At 73.6% G+C, this 18,955-nt stretch carries 21 protein-coding genes; 15 read left to right on the top strand and 6 right to left on the bottom strand.

Features of this window, described 5'->3' with window-relative positions:
- The first annotated feature begins 4 nt into the window (after positions 1-4).
- From QJR14_07070 to QJR14_07010, 13 genes are all read left to right on the top strand, one after another.
- Positions 5-766: a fumarylacetoacetate hydrolase family protein gene (locus QJR14_07070; GenBank protein ID MDI3317359.1), complete on the top strand. Its 762-nt coding sequence runs from the start codon at positions 5-7 to the stop codon at positions 764-766.
- 55 nt (positions 767-821) lie between these two features.
- Positions 822-1,277 (top strand): nucleoside-diphosphate kinase, encoded by a 456-nt coding sequence (ndk, locus tag QJR14_07065; protein MDI3317358.1) that lies wholly within the window; start codon positions 822-824, stop codon positions 1,275-1,277.
- A 1-nt stretch (position 1,278) separates the two neighbouring features.
- Complete coding sequence (gene mtnP / locus QJR14_07060; GenBank protein ID MDI3317357.1) at positions 1,279-2,067, top strand: S-methyl-5'-thioadenosine phosphorylase; 789 nt, start codon at positions 1,279-1,281, stop codon at positions 2,065-2,067.
- 2 nt (positions 2,068-2,069) lie between these two features.
- Entirely contained in the window at positions 2,070-3,308 is a 1,239-nt protein-coding gene (locus QJR14_07055; protein ID MDI3317356.1) for an adenosylhomocysteinase, read from the top strand.
- Between the two features lie 2 nt (positions 3,309-3,310).
- On the top strand, positions 3,311-4,660 hold the full coding sequence (locus QJR14_07050) for an amidohydrolase (GenBank protein ID MDI3317355.1): 1,350 nt from the start codon (positions 3,311-3,313) through the stop codon (positions 4,658-4,660).
- 2 nt (positions 4,661-4,662) lie between these two features.
- Positions 4,663-5,325, top strand: coding sequence for a histidine phosphatase family protein (locus QJR14_07045; GenBank protein MDI3317354.1), 663 nt, complete (start codon positions 4,663-4,665; stop codon positions 5,323-5,325).
- A gap of 62 nt (positions 5,326-5,387) precedes the next feature.
- A complete protein-coding gene (locus QJR14_07040) occupies positions 5,388-5,864 on the top strand; it encodes a hypothetical protein (protein ID MDI3317353.1) in 477 nt (158 codons plus the stop codon).
- Positions 5,833-8,757 carry a helicase C-terminal domain-containing protein gene (locus QJR14_07035; GenBank protein MDI3317352.1) on the top strand — a complete coding sequence of 975 codons (2,925 nt, stop codon included), beginning with the start codon at positions 5,833-5,835 and terminating at the stop codon, positions 8,755-8,757. The genes QJR14_07040 and QJR14_07035 overlap by 32 nt, the downstream gene beginning before the upstream one ends.
- 72 nt (positions 8,758-8,829) lie before the next feature.
- Positions 8,830-9,045, top strand: coding sequence for an alpha/beta-type small acid-soluble spore protein (locus tag QJR14_07030; GenBank protein MDI3317351.1), 216 nt, complete (start codon positions 8,830-8,832; stop codon positions 9,043-9,045).
- A 112-nt stretch (positions 9,046-9,157) separates the two neighbouring features.
- Positions 9,158-9,538, top strand: coding sequence for a TIGR04086 family membrane protein (locus QJR14_07025; protein ID MDI3317350.1), 381 nt, complete (start codon positions 9,158-9,160; stop codon positions 9,536-9,538).
- An 83-nt stretch (positions 9,539-9,621) separates the two neighbouring features.
- Positions 9,622-11,091: an aldehyde dehydrogenase family protein gene (locus QJR14_07020; protein MDI3317349.1), complete on the top strand. Its 1,470-nt coding sequence runs from the start codon at positions 9,622-9,624 to the stop codon at positions 11,089-11,091.
- Positions 11,092-11,249: 158 nt separating this feature from the next.
- Positions 11,250-11,573, top strand: a complete 324-nt coding sequence (locus QJR14_07015; GenBank protein MDI3317348.1) for a cupredoxin domain-containing protein — start codon at positions 11,250-11,252, stop codon at positions 11,571-11,573.
- An 85-nt stretch (positions 11,574-11,658) separates the two neighbouring features.
- Positions 11,659-12,381, top strand: a complete 723-nt coding sequence (locus tag QJR14_07010) for a hypothetical protein (protein MDI3317347.1) — start codon at positions 11,659-11,661, stop codon at positions 12,379-12,381.
- A gap of 93 nt (positions 12,382-12,474) precedes the next feature.
- Here the strand turns inward: QJR14_07010 and QJR14_07005 are convergent, their stop codons facing one another.
- Positions 12,475-13,743 (bottom strand): arginine deiminase, encoded by a 1,269-nt coding sequence (locus QJR14_07005; GenBank protein MDI3317346.1) that lies wholly within the window; start codon positions 13,741-13,743, stop codon positions 12,475-12,477.
- Positions 13,744-13,855: 112 nt separating this feature from the next.
- On the opposite strand from QJR14_07005, the gene QJR14_07000 reads away from it, so the two are divergent.
- Positions 13,856-14,797, top strand: a complete 942-nt coding sequence (locus tag QJR14_07000; GenBank protein ID MDI3317345.1) for an RluA family pseudouridine synthase — start codon at positions 13,856-13,858, stop codon at positions 14,795-14,797.
- Positions 14,778-15,323, top strand: a complete 546-nt coding sequence (locus QJR14_06995) for an acyl-CoA thioesterase (GenBank protein MDI3317344.1) — start codon at positions 14,778-14,780, stop codon at positions 15,321-15,323. Before QJR14_07000 ends, QJR14_06995 begins: the two co-directional genes overlap by 20 nt.
- Positions 15,324-15,486: 163 nt before the next feature.
- Here the strand turns inward: QJR14_06995 and QJR14_06990 are convergent, their stop codons facing one another.
- The 5 genes from QJR14_06990 to QJR14_06970 form a co-directional block, all read right to left on the bottom strand.
- A complete protein-coding gene (locus QJR14_06990) occupies positions 15,487-15,951 on the bottom strand; it encodes a hypothetical protein (protein ID MDI3317343.1) in 465 nt (154 codons plus the stop codon).
- Positions 15,952-16,120: 169 nt separating this feature from the next.
- Positions 16,121-16,666 (bottom strand): 2-oxoacid:acceptor oxidoreductase family protein, encoded by a 546-nt coding sequence (locus QJR14_06985; GenBank protein ID MDI3317342.1) that lies wholly within the window; start codon positions 16,664-16,666, stop codon positions 16,121-16,123.
- 1 nt (position 16,667) lies between these two features.
- Positions 16,668-17,417, bottom strand: coding sequence for a thiamine pyrophosphate-dependent enzyme (locus QJR14_06980; protein MDI3317341.1), 750 nt, complete (start codon positions 17,415-17,417; stop codon positions 16,668-16,670).
- Between the two features lie 40 nt (positions 17,418-17,457).
- On the bottom strand, positions 17,458-18,552 hold the full coding sequence (locus tag QJR14_06975; GenBank protein MDI3317340.1) for a 3-methyl-2-oxobutanoate dehydrogenase subunit VorB: 1,095 nt from the start codon (positions 18,550-18,552) through the stop codon (positions 17,458-17,460).
- A 36-nt stretch (positions 18,553-18,588) separates the two neighbouring features.
- The gene (locus QJR14_06970) at positions 18,589-18,810 is read right to left on the bottom strand and encodes a 4Fe-4S binding protein (protein ID MDI3317339.1); all 222 of its coding nucleotides are present in this window, start codon (positions 18,808-18,810) and stop codon (positions 18,589-18,591) included.
- Positions 18,811-18,955 lie beyond the last annotated feature (145 nt).

The following is an 18,955-nucleotide window of genomic DNA, read 5'->3' as shown; positions in this document are numbered from 1 at the left end:
CATGGTGGAGCGACTGGTGCGCGTGGCGCTGCCGGACGGGCGGATCAGCTTCGGACGACGCCTGGGAGAGGAGATCGAGCTCCTCGGGGGCGCGCCGTGGACGGTCTGGGGCGAGCCGACGGGGGAGCGGGTGCGGGCGGAGCAGGTCCGCCTCCTGGCGCCGGTCCTGCCGGGCAAGGTGGTGGCGGTCGGCCTGAACTACCGGATGCACGCCGAGGAGATGAAGGATCGGATGCCGGACGAGCCGGTCCTCTTCCTCAAGCCGGCCACGGCGGTGATCGGGCCGGGAGAGAGGATCCGCCGCCCGGCGATGAGCGCCGAGGTCCACTACGAGGGGGAGCTGGCGGTGGTGATCGGCCGGAGGGCCTCGAACCTCGCGCCCGGCGAGGCGGAGGCGGCCATCCTCGGCTACACCTGCGGCAACGACGTGACCGCCCGCGACCTGCAGCGGAAGGACGGCCAGTGGACCCGGGCCAAGTCCTTCGACACCTTCTGCCCGCTGGGCCCCGAGGTGGTGCGCGGCATCGACCCCTCCGGGCGGGCGCTCCGCACCCGCGTCAACGGCCAGGTCCGGCAGGAGGGGAACACGGCCGACCTCCTCTTCGACGTGGCCTTCCTGGTCCGCTTCATCAGCCAGGTGATGACGCTGGAGCCGGGGGACGTCATCCTCACCGGCACCCCGGCAGGCGTCGGCCCCATCGTGGCGGGCGACGTGGTCAGCGTCGAGATCGAGGGCGTGGGCGAGCTGGTCAATCCCGTGGAATAGCGGGAAGCGTGGAAGCGAAGCGAAACCTGTGCGACAGGGAGGTCTCCCGGTGGCAATCGAACGGACCTTTGTGATGGTCAAGCCCGACGGCGTGCAGCGGGGCCTGGTGGGCGAGGTGGTCGGGAGACTCGAGCGGAAGGGGCTGAAGCCGGTGGCGATGAAACTGGTCCGCCTCGACCGCTCCACCGCCGAGGCGCACTACGCCGTCCACCGCGACAAGCCCTTCTTCCGCCCGCTGGTGGAGTTCGTCACGGCCGGGCCGGTGGTCGCCATGGTCTGGGAGGGCCCCTCGGCCGTGGAGGTGGTCCGCAACCTCCTGGGCGCCACCGACGGCCGCAAGGCGGCGCCGGGGACGCTGCGCGGCGACTTCGGCCTCGACATCCAGATGAACCTGGTCCACGGCTCCGACTCGCCGGAGAGCGCGGCGGCCGAGATCGCCCTGCACTTCCGGCCGGAGGAGATCGTGGAGTGGAGCCGGAGCTCCGAGCTCTGGCTCCACGAGGAGGGCTAGGATGCGCCTGGCGCTGATCGGCGGGACCGGCGTCTACGACCCGGCGGTGCTGGAGGCGCCGCGCGAGCTCTCGGTCGAGACGCCGTACGGGCTGGTCCACCTGGCCGCCGGCCGCTTCCCGGGGGGCGAGGAGGTCGCCTTCCTGGCAAGGCACGGCCGCCACCACAGCGTGCCGCCCCACCGCGTCCAGTACAGGGCGAACATCTGGGCGCTCCACCAGCTGGGCGTCGAACGGGTGATCGCCACGGCCGCGGTGGGTTCGCTCCGGGAGGAGCTCGGCCCGGGAACGTTCGTTCTGGTGGACCAGTTCCTCGACTTCACCCACGGCCGGCCCTCGACCTTCTTCGACCGCGAGGGCGAGGGCGTCGCCCACGTCGACGTGAGCGAGCCGTACTGCCCCGAGCTCCGGGGGCTCCTGGAGGAGGAGGCGCAGGGCCTCGGCATCCCCGTCCGGAACGGCGGCGTCTACGTCTGCACCGAGGGTCCCCGCTACGAGACGCCGGCGGAGATCCGGGCCTTCCGGCTCCTGGGGGGTGACGTGGTGGGCATGACCAGCGTGCCCGAGGTGGTGCTGGCGCGGGAGCTCGGCCTCTGCTACGCCACCGTGGCCATGGTGACCAACCTGGCGGCGGGCATCAGCGACCGCCCGCTCACCCACCGCGAGGTGAACGAGGTGATGGAGCGGAACGGCGAGCGCCTGCGGGCGCTCCTCCGCGCCACGCTGGGCCGCATCCCGACCGGGCGGAGCCGTTGCCGCTGCTCGGTCACTCCGGAGGTGTACGGCCGTTGAGCATGGTCCGCAATCCCTCGCTGGCGCCGTCCGGGCGGCGCAAGATCGCGTGGGCGGCGGCGCACATGCCCGTCCTGGAGAGCCTGGCACGGGAGCTGGAGGAGAGCGGCGAGCTGCGCGGCCGCCGGATCAGCCTCTGCCTCCACCTGGAGGCGAAGACCGCCCACCTCGCCGAGGTGCTCCACCAGGCGGGCGCGCGGGTGAGCGTGGCCGGTTCCAACCCGCTCTCCACCCAGGACGACGTGGCCGCCGCCCTGGCCGAGGCGGGGGTGGAGGTCTTCGCCTGGCGCGGCGCCACCCCGGAGGAGTACCGGGACTTCCTGGAGCGGGCGCTCGCCCAGCGGCCCGAGCTGGTCATCGACGACGGCGCCGACCTGGTCGGCCTCCTGCACAGCGAGCGGCGCGACCTCCTGGGAGGCGTCCGGGGCGGGGCGGAGGAGACCACCACCGGCATCCAGCGGCTCCGCGCCCTGGAGGCCGAGGGGCTCCTGGCCTTCCCCGTGATGGCCACCAACGACGGCCTGGCCAAGCACCTCTTCGACAACCGCTACGGCACCGGCCAGTCGACCTGGGACGCCATCATGCGCACCACCAACCTGACCGTGGCGGGGAAGACCGCCGTCGTCCTGGGCTACGGCTGGTGCGGCAAGGGCGTGGCCGCGCGGGCGGCCGGCCTGGGTGCCCGGGTGATCGTCTGCGAGGTCGACCCGGTGGCGGCCAACGAGGCGCTGATGGACGGCTTCGAGGTGATGCCGGCGCTGGAGGCGGCGGAGCGGGGCGACTTCTTCGTCACCGTCACCGGCATGCGCGAGGTGCTCCGCCGCGAGCACTTCGAGCGGATGCGCGACGGCGCCGTCCTGGCCAACGCCGGCCACTTCGACGTGGAGATCTCCAAGCCCGACCTGTCCGCCCTGGCCGTCCGCCGGGAGGAAGCGCGACCCCACGTGGAGAGCTACGTCCTGGCGGACGGCCGCCGGCTCCACCTGCTGGCGGAGGGCCGGCTGGTCAACCTGGCGGCGGGGGACGGCCACCCGGCGGAGATCATGGATCTCTCCTTCAGCCTCCAGGTGGAGGCGATCCGCTACGTGGCCCGCCACGCCGACGAGCTGGGGCCGCGGCTGGTCCCCATCCCGCGGGAGCTGGACGAGCGGGTCCTCGGCCGGCGCCTGGCTGCGCTGGGCGTCCGCATCGACCGCCTTACGCCGGAGCAGGAAGCCTATCGCCGGAGCTGGAGGGTCTAGGGATGGACGAGCGGCGAGCGGCGGCGAGCCCCCCGCTGGAGGCGGCGCTGGCCATCGAGGGCGCCACGCTGGTGGACCCGGAGCTGGGCGTGGTGGAGGACGCCCTCCTCCTGGCCGATCCCGCGCGCATCCTCTGGGTGGGGGCGCGGTCGCAGGCGCCGGCCTGGCGGCTCCGCCCGGCGGGGGAGAGGGTGGGGGCGCGGGGCCGCTTCCTGATGCCGGGGATGGTGAACGCCCACTCCCATGCCGCCATGACCCTGATGCGCGGCTACGCCGACGACCTGAGCCTGATGCCCTGGCTCGAGACGCGCATCTTCCCCGTCGAGGCGCGGCTCCGGCCGGAGGACACCTACTGGGGGGCGCTCCTGGCGGCGGTGGAGATGCTGGAGGCGGGCGTCACCGCCTTCGCCGACATGTACTTCTTCATGGAGGAGACGGCGCGGGCGGTGGTGGAGGCGGGCGGCCGCGCCGTCCTCGCCCGCGGCATGGTGGAGCCGGGCGACGGGAGCGGCGAGCGCGCGCTGGCCGAGGCGGAGGCGCTCTTCCGCGACTGGCACGGCGCGGCGGGCGGGCGCATCCGGGTGATGCTGGGCCCGCACGGCGTCTACACCACCACGCGCGCCTTCCTGGGGCGGGTGGCGGAACGGGCGGCGGCGCTGGGCGCCCGGGTCCACATCCACCTCTCGGAGAACGACGACGAGAACCGCCGGAGCCAGGCGACGTACGGGAAGAGCCCGGCGGAGGTCTGCGCCGAGACCGGCCTCTTCCAGGTGGGCTGTCTGGCGGCGCACTGCGTCAAGGTGAGCCCCCGCGACATCGAGCTCCTGGCCGAGCACCGGGTCGGCGTCGCCCACAACCCCGTCTCCAACCTGAAGCTGGCCAGCGGCATCGCCCCGGTGGTCGAGATGCGGCGGGCGGGGGTGACCGTCGGCCTGGGCACCGACGGGGCGGCCAGCACCAACCGCCTGGAGATGTTCGAGGAGATGCGCCTTGCCTCCATCCTGCAGAAGGTCCGCCTCGACGACGCCGCGGCGCTCCCCGCGCGGGAGGCGTTCGCCATGGCGACGCTGGAGAGCGCACGGGCGCTGGGCTGGGCGGAGGAGATCGGCAGCCTGGCCCCCGGCAAGGCGTGCGACGCCGTCCTGGTGGATCCGGCGCGGACGGCGGCGCTGGCACCGCTCTTCGACCCCTTCTCGGCCCTGGTCTACGCGGCCGAGCCGGCGGCGGTGGAGTCGGTCTGGGTGGCGGGGCGGAGGGTGGTGGAGGACGGCCACGTCCGGACGGTGGACGTGGAGCGCCTCCGCCACGAGGTGGGCCGGCGCGCCGCCTTCCTGACGCGGGAGGAAGCGTGACCTTGCCCCGGCGCCGCCTCATCCTGGTGCGACACGGGGAGACGGTCTACAACCGGAGCGGGCGCTACCAGGGTCACACCGACGTGCCGCTCAGCGAGGAGGGACGCCGGCAGGCGGTGGCGGTGGCGGAGCGCTTGGCGGGCCTCGCCGTGGCCGCCGTCTGGTCCTCCGACCTCTCCCGCGCCCGGGAGACGGCGGAGACCATCGCCCGCCCGCACCGGCTCGAGGTCCGGGTCGACCCGGACCTGCGCGAGATGTCCTTCGGCGCCTGGGAAGGGTTGACGCGGGAGGAGATCGAGGCCCGCTACGGCGAGGACTGGCGGCTGTACGTGGAGGACGCCACCCGCCACGCGCCCACCGGGGGCGAGACCCTGGCCCAGCTGGAGACCCGTGCCGCGGGCGCGCTGCGGCGGGCGCTGGCCGACCTGGAGCCCCCGCGCGAGGAAGGGGAGCGCGGACGGCGGAGGGGTGCGCTCCTCCTGGTCTCGCACGGCGGCACCATCAAGGTGATCGCTTCCCACCTGATGGGATGGAACCTCCACCAGCGCTACCGGCTGGTGCTGGACAACACCTCGGTCAGCGTGCTGGACGTGGATCCGGAGCGGCCGGAACGGAGCAGGCTCCTCCGCTGGAACGACACCGCCCACCTGGGCCTCGGCCTCTGACCGGGCGAGGCATGGATCGGCCGCCGCCCCCATAGGCTCGGAGCAGCCGGACGTGAAAGCGGGTGGAGGCCGTGTCGGCCGCGCGCCATCTGTTCGCGCTGCTCCTCGGGGGAGTGCTGGCCGGCCTGGCCGCGCTGGTCCTCTTCCTGGCGCTCAGCGCGGGGCGGGAGCTCTTTGCGCCCGCCTACTGGCTCTATCTCTTCCCGGCGCTCCTGAACGGGACGGAAGGGCCGCTGCTTCCGCTCTTCCTGCTCCTGGGGGTGCTGGGGCTCGGCTTGGCCGAGCTGGGGCTCCTCCTGCCCCGGCCGCTCCCGGCCGCCCTGCGCGGGTTCCTGGGCGGCCTCCTGGTCTCCTTCGGATATGTGCTGGCGGTGATCAGCTCCCATCCCCTCCCCTGGCGCGGCTTCTGGGCCTCGCTGGCCTACGCCCACCTCTCCATCCTCCAGTTCTGCCTGCCCGTGGCGGCGGCGGTGGCGCTGGTGGCGGGGAAGGTACAATGGGCCGGGGGTGGCGCTCTCGCGTCGTTTCGTCGCCTTTGACACCGAGACCAGCGGGCTCGACCCGGCCCGGGACCGGATCCTCCAGCTCGGCGCCGTCCGCTGGGAGGCAGGCGGCGTCCGCCAGCGCTTCCGCCGCCTGATCCGCTTCGACGGCGACCTCCCCCTGGCGGTGCTCCGCCTCACCGGCCTCCGACCGGAGGAGCTGCGCGCCGCCTCCCCGGCGGCCGAGGTGCTGCGCGACTTCGTCGCCTTCGCCGGGGAGGACCCGCTGGTGGCGCACAACGCCTCCTTCGACCTCGCCTTCCTGGACCGCGCCCTGGACCGGGAAGGCTTCTCCCCGCTGCCCAACCGCTGCTACGACACGCTGGAACTGGCCCGCCTGGTCGACCCGCTCCGCGCCAGCCACCAGCTGGGCCAGCTGGCGCGGGCCTACGGCCTGGAGCTGGAGCGGGCGCACGACGCGGAGGCCGACGCCGAGGCGACGGCACACCTCTTCGCCCGCCTCCAGGAACGGCTCGGGCAGCTCCCCGCCGAGTTGCGCCAGACGCTCCTGGCCTGGCTTCTCCCCACCGACTCGCCCGTCGTGGATCTGCTCCTGGAGGTGGTGGCGCCCGCTGCGGAAGGGGGTGCTCCTGCAGCCGCCCGCGCCGGATCCTCCCGGCCCCGGGTGATCCTGGCACCCGAGCCGGCGGAAGGCGGGGTCGAAGAGCTCGCCGGGACGGCGGTCGACCCCGGGCGCGACCTGGTCCTGGCCGGTGGCGGGGAAGGGAGTCTGGCGGGACGGCCTCCCCGGCCGCCGGCTGCGGAAGAGCTCTTCAGCGCCGGCGGCCTGCTGGGACGGCTGGAGGGGTTCGAGACCCGCCCGGGACAGGCGGCCATGGCCACGGCGGTGGCCCGCGCCCTGGATCGCCGGCTGCACCTGGTGGTGGAGGCCGGCACCGGGACGGGCAAGTCGCTCGCCTACCTGGTGCCGGCGCTCCTCTTCGCCCGCCGGCAGCGGCAGCGCGTGGCGGTGGCCACCCATACGGTCAACCTCCAGGAGCAGCTCTGGGAGAGGGAGCTCCCGTGGCTGGCGCGGCACCTGCCCGTCCCCTTCCGGGCGGCGCTGGTCAAGGGACGCAGCCAGTACGTCTGCCTCCTGCGCTGGGAACGGCTGACGAGCGACCCCTCCGCGGTGGAGGAGCGCGAGCGACCGGCGCTGGCGCGCCTGAGCAGCTGGCTGGCCCAGACCCGGCGGGGGGACCGGAGCGAAGCCCCGCTCTACGGCGAGGAGGAGCAGCGCCTCTGGTCGCGCCTGGAGGTGGACGCCCAAGCCTGCCTGGGCCCGGAGTGCCGCTGGGCGGACCGCTGCTTCTGGTTCCGCGCCCGGCGCGAGGCGGAACGGGCCGACCTCCTGGTGGTCAACCACTCGCTGCTGCTCTCCCACTACGCCGCGGGCGAGCAGGTCCTGCCCCCTTTCGCGCACGCGGTGATCGACGAGGCCCACCACCTGGCCGAGGAGGCGGCGCGCCACTTCGGCGTCCGTCTCTCCGCGGACGAGGCGGAGGAGAACCTGGACCGGCTCCTGGCCCGCCGCCGCGGCCTCCTGGCCGCCCTCGCGGCGCTGGCCTCGGCACCGGCGGCAGGCGCCGGCCCGGGCGAGGCGGTGGAACGCGTCCGCCAGGCCGCGGAAGAGGCGCGCCAGGCGGGCCGGCTCGTCTGGCAGGCGCTGGCCGCTCGCCTGACCGGGGGAAGCGAGGGCGGCCAGGGCGGCGCCGAGCGGCTCCCGAGCCGCTTCTGGCAGGAAGGAGCGGTGGCGGATCTGGCCGGCACCTGGCGGGATCGCCTCCGCCGGCTGGCGTCCGAGCTCGACCGGCTGGCCCAGCAGCTGGCCCAGCGGTCCCTTTCCTCCCGTCAGCTGCGGCCCGAGACGCGCCTGGAGCTGGAGGCCGCGAGGAGCGAGACGGCACGGGAGCTGGCCGCCCTGGAGACGATCCTGAACGCCGACCCGGAGGCGACGGTGGTCTGGCTGGAGGGCGCGACCCGCCGGCGGGGCGGGCGGCAGACGGTGACGCCGGTGCTGGCCGCGGCGCCCTTCGAGGCGGGGCCGCTCCTCCGCCGGCACGTCTGGGAGAACCTGGAGGGTGCCGTCCTCACCTCGGCCACGCTGACGGTGGCGGGGCAGTTCGCTCCGCTCCTGGACGCGCTCGGTCTGGAAGAGGACGATCGCCTGGAGACGCTGCAGGTGGAGTCGCCCTTCCACTACCGCGAGCAGGCGCTCCTCGCCGTCCCCAACGACATGCCCGACCTGGGCCGGGAGCCGGAGGCCTCCCGCGCGGTGGCGCGCTTCCTGGAGGCGCTCCTCCGCCGGACCGGGGGGCGGACGCTGGTCCTTTTCACCTCGCACCGCATGCTCCGCACGGTCTATTTCCAGCTCAAGCCGCGGCTGGAGGCGGAAGGGATCGAGCTTCTCGCCCAGGGGCTGGACGGGAGCCGGAGCCGGCTGGCCGAGGCGCTCCGGGCCGACCAGGGGAGCGTCGTCTTCGGATCCAGCAGCTTCTGGGAGGGCGTGGACATCCCCGGCGAGGCGCTCAGCTGCGTGGTGATGGTGAAGCTGCCCTTCGCGCCGCCCACCTCGCCCATCCTGGCGGCGCGGAGCGAGGCGTGCAGCCGCGCGGGGGGGAACGGCTTCCTCAGCGTGGCGGTGCCGGACGCGGTCATCCGCTTCAAGCAGGGCTTCGGCCGGCTGATCCGGCGGGCCAGCGACCGGGGCGCCGTGGTGGTGCTCGATGCTCGCCTCGTGGACGCGCGCAAGAGTTATGGACAGATTTTCCTGGAATCGCTGCCGGGGCCCGAGGTGCTGGTGGCCCCGTCGGCCGCGGTGATCGAGAAGGTGGCGGCGTGGCTGGGAGAGGCAGCGGCTCCTCCGGCCGGCTCCGCCGCCGGAATCTGACGCGATACGAGCGCGGCGAAGGGCGCATCGTAGGGTTGTCGGCGGCGCGCCCCGACTCGAGGGGAGTGGAAGATGGCGAGGCATGGCAGCCGTCGCGTCGACAACCCTCAAGCCGAGCAGGGGCTCGACCGGCTGAAGTACGAGGTCGCCGACGAACTGGGCCTTCGCGACGAGATCCGCCGCCGTGGGTGGGAGCGGATGACCACCCAGGAAGTGGGCAAGATCGGCGGCGGCATGGTGCGGCGCATGATCCGCTTCGCGGAGGAGCGACTCGGCCGGTCGAGGTAAGGGCAGGGCGACCCGGGATCGCACGGCCCGACGAGGCCGGTTCGCCGGTGGCGAGCCGGCCTCTCGTCATGGGACGGCCCGGCCTCCGCATAGGAGCGGAGGGGGAGATCGGGTGCGGACGAGCGACTCCGAGAGCGCCCTCACGCCGGTGGCGATCCTGGAGGGGGTGGCGGTCGCCTTCCTGACCGCGGGGCTGCTGGCGCTGGCGCTGACCGTGGTCGCCCACGCCAGCGGGCTGAGCGACCCGCTGCTCGACCGGATCGGTTTCTTCGCAGGCTTCCTGGCACCGCTGGCGGGGGGCGCGACGGCGGGGAGGGCGGCCGACCGGATGGGCTGGCTCCATGGTGCCGCGGTGGGCCTGGCCTACGTGCTTCTCCTCCTCGTCGCCGACTGGGCGGTGGGGAGCGCCGGCATGGGCGGCAGCCTCCTGCGCGACGCCGGGCTGGCCCTCGGCCTGGGCGCGGTGGGCGGGATGCTGGGCGTGGCGATATAGAGAAGGCGGCACCGTGACGAACGGCGAAATCCCCTCCCTCGGGTCGGCAGAGACCACCGAAGGAGGGATCTTCGTTGGAGCGCTTGCAGAACCTGATCGGAGGGCGGTGGGTGGACGCCACGGGCGGCGAGACCTTCGCCAGCATCAACCCCGCCAACGGCGAGGTGGTGGCCGAGGTGCCGGCCTCGACGCCCGAGGACGTGGACCGGGCCGTCGAGGCCGCCCGCGAGGCCTACCGCTCCTGGCGACTCTACCCGGCCCCGCGCCGCGCCGAGATCCTCTTCCGGGCCGCCGAGCTGATGATGCAGCGGAAGGAAGAGCTGGCGCGCGCCATGACCCGCGACATGGGGAAGGTCCTCACCGAGTCGCGCGGCGAGGTCCAGGAAGGCATCGACATGACCTACTACATGGCCGGCGAGGGCCGCCGCCTCGCCGGCGAGGTGGTGCCGGCCGAGAGCCCCGACAAGTTCGCCATGGCCCAGCGCGACCCCATCGGCGTGGTCGCCGCCATCACCCCCTGGAACTTCCCCTTCTCCATCGCCACCTGGAAGCTGATGCCCGCCCTCGTCGCCGGCAACACCGCGGTCTTCAAGCCGGCCAGCGACGCTCCGCTCCTCGGCTACCTGCTGGCCCGGATCCTGGAGGAGGCCGGCCTCCCGCCGGGGGTGCTCAACGTGGTCTTCGGCTCCGGCGAGGCGGTGGGCGACGCGCTCCTCCGCCACCCCGGCGTCGACCTGGTCTCCTTCACCGGCTCCAACGCGGTGGGCCGGCACGTGGCGCGGACCGCCGCCGAGGGGATGAAGCGCTACCACCTGGAGCTGGGCGGCAAGAACGCCATCACCGTCCTGGACGACGCCGACCTGGACCTGGCCGTGCAGGGGATCCTGTGGAGCGCCTACGGGACGACGGGCCAGCGCTGCACGGCCGGCTCGCGGGTGATCGTCCAGCGCGGCATCCACGACGCGCTCATCGAACGGCTGAAGGAGGGCGCGCGCAGGCTCCGCCTGGGCGACGGCCTCGACCCCGAGACGGAGGTGGGCCCGCTCATCAACCGGCGCGCCGTGGAGAAGACCGACCGCTACGTCCAGATCGGCCAGGAAGAGGGGGCGGTCCTGGTCACGGGCGGCCACCCGGTCCGCGAGGGGGAGCTCTCGCGTGGCTTCTTCTACGAGCCCACCATCTTCGACCAGGTGGGGCCCCGCTTCCGCATCGCGCAGGAGGAGATCTTCGGCCCGGTGCTCTCGGTCATCCCGGTGGACTCGCTGGAGGAGGCCGTCGAGGTCAACAACTCCGTGGAGTACGGGCTCTCTTCCAGCATCTTCACCCGGGACGTCAACAAGGCCTTCCGGGCCATGCGCGACCTGACCACCGGCATCGTCTACGTCAACGCCGGCACCATCGGCGCCGAGATCCAGCTGCCCTTCGGCGGCACGCGCGGGACCGGCAACGGCCACCGCGAGGCCGGCCGCGCCGCCCTGGAAGTCTACACGGAGTGGAAGGCCATCTACGTGGACTACAGCGGCAAGCTCCAGCGGGCGCAGATCGACCGCTGACCGGAATAAGGGGAGCGAAGCAGGGGAAGGGATTGGGGCGGGAGGTGGAACGCGTGCCGCCTTCGCAGCCGCACGCTCCGCGGCCCCTTCTCAGGCCCCTGCTTCTCTCCCTTCTTCCCGCCGCGCTCCTCGCGGCGGGGGGGTGCTCCTCGCTGCCCGTGGAGCAGCGGACCGTGGTGACCGCCCATCCCTACTACTACGACCCCGGGACGATCCGGGTGCGCGCGGGCACCCCCGTCCGCATCCGGATCAAGGCCTACGACCAGCGCGCCTACGGCTTCCGCGTCGAGGGTCTGGGGCTGCGGGCCCGGGTGCCCGCGGGCGGGGACTCCGAGATCCGCTTCACCCCGGAGAGTCCCGGCACCTACACGATCCGGAACGACCTGGACTGCGGGGAGCCCTGCCGCTCCATGCGAGGCCTCCTGATCGTCGAGCCGAGGCAGGGGAGCGGAGGCGGGGGCAGGCAGTCGGCCGGACGGTAAGTGCGCGAACCTTCCGTCCCTTTCCGTCCCTTTCCGTCCCTTTGCGCTACGATACCGGTCAGGAAGGCGGAAGGGGGCGGAGAAGGTGCTCCTGATCTACCCGCTGGTGGTGGCGGTGGTCTCCGCCGCCTTCGGCGCCGCCACGCTCCGGCAGTACCTGGAACGGCGGCGTCCCCACCAGCTGCTCTGGACCATCTCGCTGGCCATGGGCTTCCTGGGCGCCCTGGGCTACCTGGTGGCGCTGAAGACGGGCAGCCTGGCCTGGTTCCGCGTCTACTACCTCTTCGGCGCCATGCTGATGGCCGCCTACCTGGGGCTGGGCAGCGTCTACCTCCACGATCGCGGAGGTCGCTGGGCGCGCCCGCTCCTGGTGGCGGTCCTCCTTCTCTCGCTGGTGGGGGCGGTGGCGCTCGCCCTGACCCCCGGTGACGCCGCCGCGGTGGCGCGGCTGGACGGTGGCCCCGGGACCGAGGTGCTCCGCCTGACGGAGAATCCCGTCGCCCTGATCGACCTCATCCTGCTCAACACCTTCGGCCTGGTGGCGGTGGCCGGGCTCGCCCTCTACTCGGCCTGGGAGCTTCACAGGAAGCAGGCCAGCGGCCCGTTCGCGGAGGGGAACCTGCTGATCGCCGCCGGGACCGTGCTCCTGGGCGCGGCCGGATCCCTGGCCCGCCTCGGCCAGCCGGTCTGGTTCTGGCCGTTGATGGCCCTGGGCTTCGTCGTCCTCTACGTCGGCTTCGTGGTGATCAACCTGGCATCGGCGGCGCGGCAGGCGCCCCGCACGGCGTCGCAAAAGGCGAGCGGCTAGCGGGGTCGACGACCCCGCCGGGCGGGGCAGGCCGGGGGAGGCGAGCCGCCCCAGCCCCGCATCCGTCGCACGGCGCGGGTTCCGGCACGGGCGTCAGAGCGGGGCGCGGCGCAGGGGCATGGTCATGCAGCGCGGCCCGCCCCGGCCCCGCGAGAGCTCGCCGCCGGGGATCACCTCGACCCGGACGCCGTGGCGCTCCAGCTCCCGGTTCGAGATCTCGTTCCGCTCGTAGGCGACGATCCGGCCCGGCTCCAGCGCCAGCGTGTTCGCTCCGTCGTTCCACTGCTCCCGGGCGGAGGCCACGGGGTCGTTCCCGCCGGTGGGGATCAGGTCCACCCCCCCGCCAACCTCCCGTTCCAGCGCCTTCCGGAGCCCCTCCACCCGCGCCACCTCCGGCCGGCCGTCCCGGCCCGGGAGGAGCGTGAAGACGCGCAGGCCGCGCTCCACCACCACTTGGTGGACAGCGACCTGCCGCGGGGCGACCACGGTCAGAACCGTGTCCAGGTGCATGAAGGCGCGGTGGCGAGGAAGCTCCACCGCCAGCACCCTGCCCGCCACCCCGGCGGCGAAGAGCCTGGCCGCCACCGTCTCCACCGCCCTGGCGCCGGTCCGCTCGCCCATGCCGATGGCCACCGTCTCGGGCGAGAGGACCAGGATGTCGCCACCCTCGACGGGGTAGGGGAGGTCCCGCTCGTACCAGCGGGGGACCTCCCCCCGGGCGAAGAGCGGGTGATGGCGGACCACCGCCTCCAGCAGGAGACTCTCCCGGCGCCTCGCCTCGCTGGCCATCCGGCTGACCAGCACGCCGCCTCCCACCACGGCGGCCGGATCGCGCATGAAGTAGAGGTTGGGGAGCGGCTCGAGGACGAAGGGGGTGGAGGGCTCGAGGAGGTCGACCAGCCGCCGCCGCGAGAGGGCGGGAAGCTCGCTCCGCCGCACGCCGCCCACCAGCGCCTCCACCAGCTCGGCCGCCGGCAGCTCGCCCAGATGGTCCGCCAGCAGCCGCGCCTCCTCCTGCCAGGGGTCGTCCAGGGGGTAGCCGCTCTCCCGGAGGAACGCCCGGATGAAGGGCCGGCGCACCTCCGCCTCCGCCAGCACCTCGGCGAGGAGCTCCTCCACGTACAGCACCCGGACGCCGTGCCGCCGGAGCACGCGGACGAAGGCGTCGTGCTCCCGCCGCATGGCGGGAAGGTAGGGGATGTCCTCGAAAAGGAGCGCATGGAGCCGCTCGGGCGTCAGGTTCTCGATCTCCCGGCCCGGCCGGTGGACCATCACCAGTTCCAGCCGCCCGATCTCCGAACGGACGTCCAGGCGGCCCACCCGATCACCCCTGCCGGCTGCCTCTCCCGCCCGCGTTTGCACCGCCCGTCCCGCCTCCTTACGATACCCGTGAGATGAGGCTGCGCTGACTCGACCGAGACCCTGTCGGCTCTACCCGCTGGAGAGCATCCCCGGTGGCGGGCTGGCGGTAACCGTGGGAGCCGAATGGGACGGGGTCACGCTCCAGACCTTCTGGCGGAGCGGATTGGGCCTCTCGCTCCGCCTCTTCCGCCACTTCAAGCGCGACGGCGCGATCCTGCGCCTTCGCCGCGACGAGGAAGGGCGATGGGAGCGGCTGCGCGCTCCCGACCGGGTGGGCGCGGGCGACCGGCTCCGCCTGCTTCCTCCGCGCGAGGAGAGCCGGGTGGAACCGGAGGCGCTGCCCCTCCGGGTGGTCTGGGAGGATGCGGCGCTCCTGCTGGTGCAAAAGCCGGCCGGGCAGGTGGTGCACCCCACCCACGGCGTCCGCGCGGGCACGCTGGCCAACGCTGTGGCCGCCCACCTGGCGAGAGCGGGGGCGGGGGAGGGGAGGGGGATCCACCCCGTCCACCGCATCGACCGGGTGACCAGCGGTCTCGTCCTCTTCGCCCGCAGCCAGCTGGCCCACGACCGCCTGACCGGGCCGGGCGGCTGCGGTCTCAGCCGCTTCTACCTGGCCCTCGCCCAGTGGCCGCCGGCGGGGAGCCGGCCCCTTCCGCGCCTGGTCGAGGCGCCGCTCAGCCGGCAGCCGGGCTCGGCGCGCCGCCTGGCGGGAGCCGGCGGGCGGTGGGCCCGGACGCGTTTTCGTATAATGCAAACAGGGGAGGGGTGGGCGCTCCTCCTGGTCCGCCCCGAGACGGGGCGGATCCACCAGATCCGCGCCCACCTCGCCTGGGCGGGCTGCCCCATCCTGGGCGACGCGCTCTACGGGGCGGAACGCGGCTGGCCGGGCGAGGGGAGCGCCATCGCGCTCCACGCCTGGCAGCTCGCCTTCCGCCATCCGCTCGACGGCCGCCCGCTCCGCTTCCGGCTGCCCCCGCCCGCCGCCTGGAAGCCCTGGCTGGAGGCGGCGGGACCCTCAGGAAGGAGGCTTCTCCATGGACTCCGCGCAGTCTGACCGCGACGACGACCCCGGCGCCATGGCGCCGGACCCGGGCGAACCGCGCCCGCCCGAGGCTTCCGCTTCCGAGCTGGTGCTGATGGTGGAGCCGTCGGACGCCAACGCGCTGGGCGTCATGCACGGCGGCCGGCTCCTCTACCTCATGGACGAGGTGGGCGGGATCTGCGCCATGCGCCACGCGCACCGGCCCGTGGTCACCGTGGCCATGGACGAGGTGGTCTTCCACCAGCCTCTTCCTGTCGGCCAGGCCGTGGTGCTGGAGGCGCGGCTCAACTGGGTCGGCCGCACCTCCATGGAGGTCGAGGTGACCGTCTGGTCCGAGGATCTGCTGGCGGACAAGCGGCTCCTGACCACGACCGCGTATCTGACCTACGTGGCCCTGGACGAGAACCGGCGGCCGGCCCCGGTCCCGCCGCTGGAGCTGGCGACCGAGGAGGACCGGGAGCGCTTCGCCGCCGGCGAGGCGCGCCATCGCGAGCGCCTGGCGCGGCAGGCCGCGCGCGCGCAGAACCGCAGGTCGTGAGCCGTGGGAGGGGAGTCCCCTCCTTCCTTTGTTTACATAATGCACCTTATGGGAAGTGTGGACGGGCATACCCGGCGGGCCGTCCCCGGTCCCTCGGAGCCTCCTCCCGGCGGTGCGACAGCTCTCCGACCGCCACCACCGCAATCCCCCGGCGTCCATGGCCTCAATACGGATGACGCGCCTCCAGCAGCACGGGCAGCCAGCGCTTCACCTCGGCAGCCGTGCCGGGGCCGAGGATCGGCTCGTAGCCGCCGCCAGGCACCTCCGTGCTCGCCAGGAGGCGGCCGCCCTCGCGGTAGTCGGGCGGTGGGAAGCTGAACCAGGTCGCAGCCGGGTGGTCCGGGGCCGGCGCCACGCGGTACGGGTAGTAGCCCTCCACGTCGAACTGGAGTCCCCACGCCTGGCTGTCGCTCCGTCCCTGCGGATCCGGCTCCACCGCGAAGCCGCGCTCCGAGAGGAGCCGGGCGAGGAGCGGGCGGTCCACCTGGAAGGGGAGCCGGACCCGCACCTCGCCGTCCTCCAGCCGGCACTCCAGCCGCGCGCCCTGCCACTCCAGCCAGCCGCTCCGGTCGTCCAGCAGCTCGAGGCGGAGCGGCTCTTCGCCGCCTGGGCCGATGCCCACCGCCACCCTCACCCACCCCGTCCCCCAGTCTTCCCGCCCGCGCGGCCGGAGTTGCGACCGGCCGGCCGGCGCCCGGCGCCCATCGGACCGAACGGGCGGAAGAGCCGAAGAACAGCGGGCTCCCGGGGCGATCTCCGGGAGCCCGTTGTACGGCGCTTCCTCCCCGGCCCCGGGCTCAGGCCCTGGCCATCGCGGCCAGGCGTCGCCCGGCCCGGATCGCCCCCAGGTCGAGAGGCAGAAGGTCGTGGTGGCGCTTGGAGATCACCCGCGGGAGGGCGTCCTCGACGGCCGCCTGGCTCAGGATCGGGTGGAGCTCCAGCCAGGCGCCCAGCATCACCATGTTGGCGACGCGGGGCTCGCCCAGCCGGTGGGCTTCCTCCAGCGCGGGGACGGCGAGGAGACGGACGTCCTGCCGCTCCACCGCCGGCTCCAGGCCGGCCTCCGCCAGGATCTCGCCGCCCGGCTGGACCCGGCCGGCGAACTTGAGGAGCGAGGGCAGGTTGAAGGCGATCAACGTCTGCGGGTGGCCCACCAGCGGGCAGGCCACCGGCTCGTCCGAGAGGATCACGTGGCAGTTGGCGGTTCCGCCCCGCTGCTCAGGGCCGTAGGAAGGCAGCCAGGAGACCTCGTAGCCCTCGCTCATGCCGGCGCGGGCGATGATCATCCCCAGGCTGAGCACCCCCTGTCCGCCGAAGCCCGCGACGACCAGCGTCTGCTCCATCTCAGCGCACCCCCTCCGGCTTGCGGAACTCGCCCAGCGGGTAGTGCGGGACCATCCGGTCGCGGATGAAGTGGAGCGCCTCCACCGGTTCGAGCCCCCAGTTGGTCGGGCAGCTGGAAAGCAGTTCCACAAGGCTGAAGCCCCGCCGCTCCAGCTGCGCCTGGAAGGCCTTGCGGATGTAGCGCTTGGCCTGGAGGATGTGGGCCGTGTCGTGAAGGGAGCCGCGGGCGATGTAGGCCGGCCCGTCCAGCGCGTTCAGCAGCTCCGCCACGCGGATGGGGTGGCCGGCCTTGACCGGGTCGCGGCCCAGGGGGGTGGTGGTCGTCCGCTGGCCCACCAGGGTGGTGGGCGCCATCTGGCCGCTGGTCATGCCGTAGTTGGCGTTGTTGATGAAGAGGACGGTGATGTTCTCGCCGCGTGCCGCCGCGTGGACGATCTCGGCCGTGCCGATGGCGGCCAGGTCGCCGTCGCCCTGGTAGGCGAAGACCACCCGGTCCGGGAGCACCCGCTTGATCGCCGTCGCCACCGCCGGCGCGCGGCCGTGCGCCGCCTCCTGCATGTCCACCAGGAAGTACTTGTAGGCCAGGACCGAGCAGCCTACGGAGGCGACGCCCACGGTCCGCTCCAGGAGACCCAGCTCCTCCAGCACCTCGCCCACCAGCCGGTGGGCCACGCCATGGGTGCAGCCGGGGCAGTAGTGGGTGACCGCATCGGGTCGCAGGGCCCGCGTCGGCTCGAAGACCGGGCGCAGGGTGATGCTCATGGGGATGCCTCCTCCCTTCCGGCCCCGCTCAGCGGCCGGGGCGCACCGGATGCGGCGCCGCTTCGGCCGCCATCCGGCGGACCGCCTCCGTCGCCTCCTCCACCTCGGGGACGACGCCGCCGGTCTTGCCGAAGAAGCGGACGGGGACCGCGCCCTCCACGGCCAGGCGGACGTCCTCCACCATCTGGCCGGCGCTCATCTCCATGGCGAGGATGCCGCGCACGGAGGCGGCCCGGCGGGCCAGCGCCCGCGAGGGGAAGGGCCAGAGGGTGATCGGCCGGAAGAGACCGACCCGGAGGCCCTGGCGCCGCAGCTGCCGGATGGCCGCCAGGGCGATGCGGGCCATGCTGCCGTAGGCGACCACCAGCCAGTCGGCGTCCTCCGCCTCCCGCTCCTCCCAGCGCGTCTCCTCCGCCTCGATCCGCCGGTACTTGGCCTGGAGCCTCTGGTTGTGCGCCCAGAGGTCCTCGGGCGCCAGGTAGAGCGAGTGGACCACGTTGGGCTCGCGCCGCCCCGCCCCCCTCCCCACCGTCGCCCAGGGCTTGGGGGGGAGGCTCTCCAGGCTCCGGGCCGGCGGCAGCTCCACCGGCTCCATCGCCTGGGCCAGGATGCTGTCGGCCAGGATCAGGACCACGTTCCGGTAGCGGTCGGCCAGGTCGAAGGCTTCGTAGACCAGGTCGGCCGCCTCCTGCGGGCTGGAGGGTGCGAGGACGATCAGCCGGTAGTCGCCGTGGCCGCCGCCCTTCGTCGCCTGGAAGTAGTCGGACTGGGCCGGCTGGAGGCCGCCCAGTCCCGGGCCGCCCCGGACCACGTCGACCACGACCGCCGGCAGCTCGGCGCCGGCCAGGTAGGAGAGCCCCTCCTGCATCAGCGAGAAGCCGGGGCTGGAGGTGGCGGTCATGACCCGCGCGCCCGCCCCGGCCGCGCCGTAGACCATGTTGATGGCCGAGACCTCGCTCTCGGCCTGAAGGAAGACCCCTCCGTGCTCCTCCAGGTGCTTGGCCATGTACTCCAGGAGCTCGCTCTGCGGCGTGATGGGGTAACCGAAGAAGTAGCGGCAGCCGGCGCGGATGGCCGCCTCCGCCATCGCCTCGTTCCCCTTCGTCAACTCGCGTTCGCCCACGGTCTTTCCTCCCCCCTGGGGCCCCCTGCACCGGGCTCAGCGCGCGGGCACCGTCGCTTCCGCCGGGCGGTAGACGCGGATCACCAGGTCCGGGCAGATGACGCCGCAGAGCCCGCAGCTGACGCACTTCTCGGGTCTCGCCAGGTAGGCCGGACGATAGCCCATGCGGTTGCTCTCCTCCCGCTGGGCCAAGGCCGCCTCCGGGCAGGCGTCGACGCAGAGCCCGCAGCCCTTGCAGCGCTCCGAGTCGAAAAGCACGCGATGCAACCGCCTCGCCTCCTCCCAGGCCAACGTAGCCCTGGCCGGCAGGGCGAGGAATTGCCGCCTCGGGCGATCTTTCGCCACCAGGAAGGGGATTGCGGGGTGCGCGAGGCGGGGCGCGCGGGGAAGGGGCGGGGGCGAT

It is taken from the genome of Bacillota bacterium (assembly GCA_029961055.1).
Taxonomy (GTDB): domain Bacteria; phylum Bacillota; class Sulfobacillia; order JAIMAT01; family JAIMAT01; genus JAIMAT01.
The sequence above is the reverse complement of the archived record's forward strand: the minus strand, read 5'-3'. Positions and strand labels throughout refer to the sequence as shown.

What these genes read in the sequence shown, in the direction of transcription:
- QJR14_07030 (MDI3317351.1), top strand. Translation starts at nt 8,830, where the DNA reads ATGGCGAGGCATGGCAGCCGTCGCGTCGACAACCCTCAAGCCGAGCAG.
- QJR14_06985 (MDI3317342.1), bottom strand. Translation starts at nt 16,666, where the DNA reads ATGGAGCAGACGCTGGTCGTCGCGGGCTTCGGCGGACAGGGGGTGCTC.
- QJR14_07055 (MDI3317356.1), top strand. Translation starts at nt 2,070, where the DNA reads ATGGTCCGCAATCCCTCGCTGGCGCCGTCCGGGCGGCGCAAGATCGCG.
- QJR14_06995 (MDI3317344.1), top strand. Translation starts at nt 14,778, where the DNA reads ATGGACTCCGCGCAGTCTGACCGCGACGACGACCCCGGCGCCATGGCG.
- mtnP (MDI3317357.1), top strand. Translation starts at nt 1,279, where the DNA reads ATGCGCCTGGCGCTGATCGGCGGGACCGGCGTCTACGACCCGGCGGTG.
- QJR14_07050 (MDI3317355.1), top strand. Translation starts at nt 3,311, where the DNA reads ATGGACGAGCGGCGAGCGGCGGCGAGCCCCCCGCTGGAGGCGGCGCTG.